The sequence below is a fragment of the Nocardia amamiensis genome (assembly GCF_015477605.1).
In the GTDB taxonomy this organism is placed as follows: Bacteria; Actinomycetota; Actinomycetes; order Mycobacteriales; family Mycobacteriaceae; genus Nocardia; species Nocardia amamiensis_A.
Window position 1 is genome coordinate 1 of record NZ_JADLQX010000191.1, and the last position, 689, is coordinate 689.

General features: G+C 72.3%; 1 protein-coding gene. It reads left to right on the forward strand.

Annotation, left to right across the window (positions count from 1 at the left end):
* Positions 1–689: condensation domain-containing protein (locus IU459_RS37420; protein WP_195134292.1), on the forward strand; the 689-nt coding region annotated here is incomplete at both ends.

Genomic DNA, 689 nt, shown 5'->3' on the forward strand with positions numbered 1-689 from the left:
AAGTGGCGGGCGCGCCGGGTGGCCGCTCGCGGCGACGAGTCGCTGCTGATCCGCTTGGAGGGTCACGGCCGCGAAGAAGACGTGGTGGCGGGTGCGGACCTGTCGCGAACCGTCGGCTGGTTCACCGCGATCTACCCGGTCGCCTTCGATCTGTCCGGTATCGACGTCGACGCGGCGTTCGCGGGCGGGCCCGCGCTGGGGGCGGCCGTCAAGGCGGTCAAGGAGCAGCTGCTCGCGGTGCCGGACAAGGGCATCGGCTACGGCCTGCTGCGCTACCTGAACGCCGAGACCGCCTCCGAGCTGCCGCGCGAACTGCCCGGCCAGGTGAGCTTCAACTACCTGGGCCGCGTCTCCGAAGGTGACGTGCCGGAGTCGCTGCGCGGCTTCGGCTGGGTCCCGGCGCCGGAACTCGGCGCGCTGGGCGGCGCCTACGACGCGGATATGCCCGCGATGGCGCCGCTGGACGTGAACGCGATCGTGGTCGGCGACAAGCTGACCGCCACCATCGGCTACCCGTCCACCCTGCTGACCGCCGCCGACGTGCGCGAGTTCGGCGAGCTGTGGACCGCCGCGCTGGAAGCGGTGGCCCGCCATGCCAATTCGACCGGCGCGGGTGGGCACACCCCGTCCGACTTCGCGTTGGTGCGCAGCACTCAGCGGGACATCGACCGCTGGGAGCGGCGCTTCGG